This window comes from Caballeronia sp. (genome assembly GCF_028292365.1).
Classification (GTDB): domain Bacteria; phylum Pseudomonadota; class Gammaproteobacteria; order Burkholderiales; family Burkholderiaceae; genus Caballeronia.
Genome location: NZ_JAQGMM010000027.1, coordinates 1 through 5,166 on the forward strand (window position 1 = coordinate 1; position 5,166 = coordinate 5,166).

Consider the following 5,166-nt stretch of genomic DNA (forward strand, 5'->3'; position numbering starts at 1 on the left):
CGAGCAGGAACACGTCTTCCACGCGTTCGCCAAGCGTATTGATCCGCGCCGCATGGACGCCGATCCGGTGCTGGGCCAGAACCCGCGCGATCGAATAAAGGAGGCCCTGCCGGTCGTTAGCCGATACGGACAGGATGTAATACTGACCACGTTCGTCGGGACGCAAGTCCACGCGCGGCGTGATCGGAAAAGTGCGTACAAGCCGTGAAAGCCGTCCCTTCGACGGTTCCGGCAAAATGCCCTCGGCGGTCAGCAGCATACTCAACTGCTGTTCTACGAGATTCGCAATGTCGCGATAATGCCCGTCATGGTCCGGATGTGCGACCAGAAAATTGTCGAGCGCATAGCCGTGCCGTGTGGTGGTGACGCGTGCATCGAGCACAGACAGGCCGTTTTTGTCGAAATAAGCACAAATACCGGCGAACAGGTCCGGCCGGTCCTGCACGTACACCAGCACCTGCAGCGCGGCGCCAATCGGCGACGGCCGTGCCCGCACAATGGGCTTCTCGCTCTCCACGTGTTTATAAAGCACGCGGGTCTGCCAGGCGATATCGGCGGCGTCGTGGCGCAGGAAATAGCCGACATCGAGCTTGTCCCACAACACTTTTTCCGCGTTTTCAGGCACGGTTTCAAGCCGCAGCAACGCGAGCGCGTCTTCCTGACGCGACTTGAGTTCCGAGTGCGCGTGCAGTTCGGCGCCGCCGAGCACGGCGCGGGTGGCGCGGTACAAATCCTCGAGCAGCTTGCCTTTCCACGCGTTCCACACCTTGGGGCTGGTGCCGCGGATATCGGCGACGGTCAGCAGATACAGCGCGGTCAACCGGCGCTCGGTCTTGACCATCGATGCAAATTGCTTGATGACTTCCGGATCGCTCGTGTCCTGCTTTTGCGCGACCTGGCTCATGGTCAGATGTTGTTCCACGAGCCAGACGACCAGGTCGCTGTCGTCCGCGCCAACATCGTGTTCACGGCAAAAACGCCGTGCATCCGCCATGCCGAGCACGGAGTGATCGCCGCCGCGGCCCTTGGCAATATCGTGAAAAAGCGCGGCGATATAAAGCACCCATGGGCGCTCGAAATTGCCCATCAACTGGCTGCAGAACGGGTATTCATGCGCGTGTTCGGCCATCGCGAAGCGCCGGATATTGCGCAACACCATCAGGATGTGCTGATCGACCGTATAGACGTGATACAGGTCATGCTGCATCTGGCCGACAATGCGCCGGAAGTTGAGCAGGTAACGCCCCAGCACGCTTGTCTGGTTCATCAGCCGCAGCGCGTGCGTGATGCCTTCGGGCTGCTTCAGGATCTCCATGAACAGGCGCCGGTTCTCGGGGTCCCGCCGCCAGTCGCGGCCCATCAGGTCACGTGCGTTATAGATTGCCCGCAGTGTCCGGGCGGACAGGCCCTTCACGCCGCGCGTCTGTTCGTACAGCAGGAACGCTTCGAGAATGGCGTTGGGTTCGCGTTCGAAAACGTCGTCGCTGGCGATTTCCAGCATGCCTTGCTTCTCGACGAAACGCTCGTTGAGCACGCGCGTAATGCCGCTCGTCGATGGAAACAGTTGCGCTTCCACGTTCTGGATCAGGATGGTGGCAAGCTGCGTGACGGCCTTCGCGGCCCAGTAATAGCGGCGCATGAGCTGTTCGCTCGCGCGCTTGGACGACGTCGCTTTGTAGCCAAGACTTTCGGCCAGCGCCGTCTGCAAGTCGAAGACGAGAATGTCCTGGCGCCGCCGCGCAATCACATGCAGCCGCGCCCGCAGGGTCTTCAGAAAGCCTTCGTTACGGCGCAGTTCGCTCGCTTCGCGTTCGGTGATGAGGCCGCGCGAATCCAGTTCGCGCCAGCTGCTGCCGAAACCGGCCGCGCGCGAGATCCATAAAATAAGCTGCAAGTCGCGCAGGCCGCCGGGGCTTTCCTTGATATTCGGCTCCAGGCTATACGGCGTGTCCTGATACTTCGCGTGCCGCTGGCGCATCTCCAGGACTTTCGCCTGGAAGAACGCGCGCGGATCGAGCGTTTGCCGATACCGCTCCTCGAACGTCTCGAACAGTGTCTCGTTGCCTACTATGCGCCGCGCTTCCAGCAGTGAAGTCTGGATGGTGATGTCGTTGCTTGCTTCATCGATACATTGCGTCACCGAACGCACGCTGCTGCCGATGTCCAGGCCAAGATCCCACGCCATACCGATCAGCTGTTCGATACGCGCGGCCTGTGAAGCGGTGTGGTCGGGTGTCTCGTCATCGGGCAAGAGAACGAGGATATCGACATCGGAATAAGGCGCAAGCTCGCCGCGCCCGTAACCGCCGACCGCAACCAGCGCCGCCGATTTCGGCATCGCGCAGGCTTCCCAAGCGCCTCGGAGCGCTTCGTCGGTCGCGCGCCCGAGGGCGTGCATCAGGCCATCGACATTGGTTGCGCTTTGGAAACGCTCGAGCAGGGCCGCCTTGGCCGTCTTGTACGAGGCTTTCAACGAATCAGCGCGGGGCGGGGCGTCGGCAGGTACGCTCATGGGCAGGCGGGTCGTGAGGTCAGTGGGTGAAAATTGATCGTGGCGAACAGGCGGTTCGCGGGCTTTCAGGTTCGCGGGCTTTCAATCAGGTCGCGGCGATGCAGTCAGCGCGCGTCCGGCATTGACCGCATGCGGCGGATGACGCAGGCGAATATCTGCCTCGACTTGACCGCTAGCTTCAGTTGTCTGGGGAGGGCAAGGCGAGATGCCGTGCCTTCTCTAACGCAGTATCTATACAGCAAGCTTAAGCTGTCTTTAAACCGGGCGAAATAACTGGCTTCAACGATTCGGCACGACTCGGCGACGAGAGACTCAACGACGAAAATTCATAGAGGGAAAAGCGCTTGGCGGACGGAGCACAATCCACGTGGCGCGATCCGGCCGCTTAATATCACCCGAGCTTAATATCGTCCGAAACACAATGCGTGCAATGCTCGGCCACGCTTCGCCGTATCAGGAACCCGGCCCCTCAAGCGCAGAACCCCGGTTCCCGGGTTCTGCATCTAGCGGCTTCAGGCCGCCGCGGCGATCAGTTGCGAAGGCGCTTGCGTACCCGCCGACACGGTCAGCACGTCGTAACCCGTCGGCGTGACCAGCACCGTATGTTCCCATTGCGCGGACAGGCTGCGGTCGCGCGTCTTGACGGTCCATTGGTCAGGCATGGTGCGGATATCGCGGCGACCGGCGTTAATCATGGGTTCGACGGTGAAGATCATGCCCGCTTCCAACTCGATGCCCGTGCCCGGCCGGCCGTAATGCAGCACTTGCGGGTCTTCGTGGAAAACCTTGCCGACACCGTGGCCGCAATACTCACGCACCACGCTGTAACCCTGCGCTTCGGCATATTTCTGGATGGCGTGCCCGATATCACCCAGATGCGCGCCCGGCTTGATCTGGTCGATCCCGAGCCACATGCAGTCGAACGTGGTTTGCACCAGGCGCTTCGCCATGATCGATCCTTCGCCTACCAGGAACATCCGGCTGGTATCGCCGAAATAGCCTTCCTTGATCACGGTGACATCAATATTCAGCGCGTCGCCGTTTTTCAGCGCCTTGTCGCCGGGAATGCCGTGGCAAATCACGTCGTTTACCGAGATGCAGGTCGCTTTCGGGTACGGCGGATAACCGGGCGGCTGATAATTCAGCGGCGCGGGCACCGTGCCTTGCTCCTTCACCATGTATTCGTGGCACAGGCGATCGAGTTCGCCCGTCGTCACGCCCGCGACAATATGGGGCGTGATGAAGTCGAGCACTTCGCTGGCGAGCCGGCAGGCGATGCGCATTTGCGCGATATCGTGGTCGTTTTTCAGCGTAATGGACATGACTTGTATCGAGAATGCGTGTAAGCGTTGTGAGCGCGAATCGGCCATTATCGCACCTTACAGGCCCCGCCGCACCCGCGCACGGGCTGGCGCGACGGTTTTGAAGCGGTCGATGCGCAAATTTACCGATTGCACTGGCGGCCGTGGCCCTCGGCACGGCGAATGGGAAAGCTGTCTTGCCGCTTATTCGGACGAACGGGCATCTTGAGTCGTGTCATTTGAGCGTGATATACTCGTCGGCTAAGTCTGCATCTACTTTGTAATCGTCTTTTCAATAAGGTTTTCCTGAAAACAACGTTTTCACGGAAAGCCGGTGCGAAAGGCGTAAAGGCAGATCGGACTTTGAATCGCAAGCCGGCGCACCCAGGGTGTCCGGCGCTCCGAAAAGCTAAGAAACACGGGGCGCCCGATGCGGCAGCCGGCTTAAGACCTAACCCTCGCGGAGAACTCTCATGGCAGTAACAATGCGTGAAATGCTGGAAGCCGGTGTCCACTTCGGTCACCAAACTCGCTTCTGGAACCCGAAAATGGCTCCGTTCATTTTCGGTCATCGCAACAAGATTCACATTATCAACCTCGAAAAAACGCTGCCGATGTACAACGACGCGCTGAAGTACGTGCGTCAACTGGCAGCGAATCGCGGCACGATTTTGTTTGTTGGCACGAAGCGTCAGTCGCGTGACACGGTGGCAGAAGAAGCGCAACGCGCTGGCATGCCTTTCGTGAACGCACGCTGGCTCGGCGGCATGCTGACCAACTTCAAGACGCTGAAAGTATCGATCAAGCGTCTGAAAGACATGGAAGCAGCGCTGGAAGCCGGTGAAACGGAGCGCATGAGCAAGAAGGAAGCGCTGCTGTTCGAACGTGAAATCGCCAAGCTGCAAAAGTCGATTGGTGGTGTGAAGGACATGGGCGGCATTCCGGACGCAATTTTCGTGGTTGACGTCGGCTACCACAAGATTGCCGTGACCGAAGCTAGCAAGCTCGGCGTGCCGGTTATCGCTGTGGTCGACACGAACCACTCACCGGAAGGCATCGACTACGTGATCCCGGGTAACGACGACGCCAGCAAGGCCGTCGCCCTGTACACGCAAGGCGTGGCTGACGCGATCCTCGACGGCCGTGCAAACGCGGTCAACGAAGTGGTGCAGGCTGCACGTGGCGGTGACGGCGACGAGTTCGTCGAGGTCAACCCGGAAGCGTAAGGCTGCCCTGTGTCCGGCAAAAAAGGGGGCTTTCTACAGGCCCCCTTTTTTTAAGTCATGACACCTGGCTACAACGCGAGAAAAATACGCGTTGTGCGGAAACGAATTCTTGCCGCCTGCATCGAAG

3 protein-coding genes are annotated in these 5,166 nt (G+C 59.8%); 1 reads left to right on the forward strand and 2 read right to left on the reverse strand.

What is annotated here, in order from left to right; translation table 11 throughout:
- Positions 1-2,512: [protein-PII] uridylyltransferase (locus tag JWR14_RS01255; RefSeq protein ID WP_299699987.1), on the reverse strand; the 2,512-nt coding region annotated here is incomplete at its 3' end.
- 512 nt (positions 2,513-3,024) lie between these two features.
- The gene (gene map / locus JWR14_RS01260; RefSeq protein ID WP_299699990.1) at positions 3,025-3,834 is read right to left on the reverse strand and encodes a type I methionyl aminopeptidase; all 810 of its coding nucleotides are present in this window, start codon (positions 3,832-3,834) and stop codon (positions 3,025-3,027) included.
- 452 nt (positions 3,835-4,286) lie between these two features.
- On the opposite strand from map, the gene rpsB reads away from it, so the two are divergent.
- Positions 4,287-5,039 (forward strand): 30S ribosomal protein S2, encoded by a 753-nt coding sequence (rpsB, locus tag JWR14_RS01265; RefSeq protein ID WP_299699993.1) that lies wholly within the window; start codon positions 4,287-4,289, stop codon positions 5,037-5,039.
- Positions 5,040-5,166 lie beyond the last annotated feature (127 nt).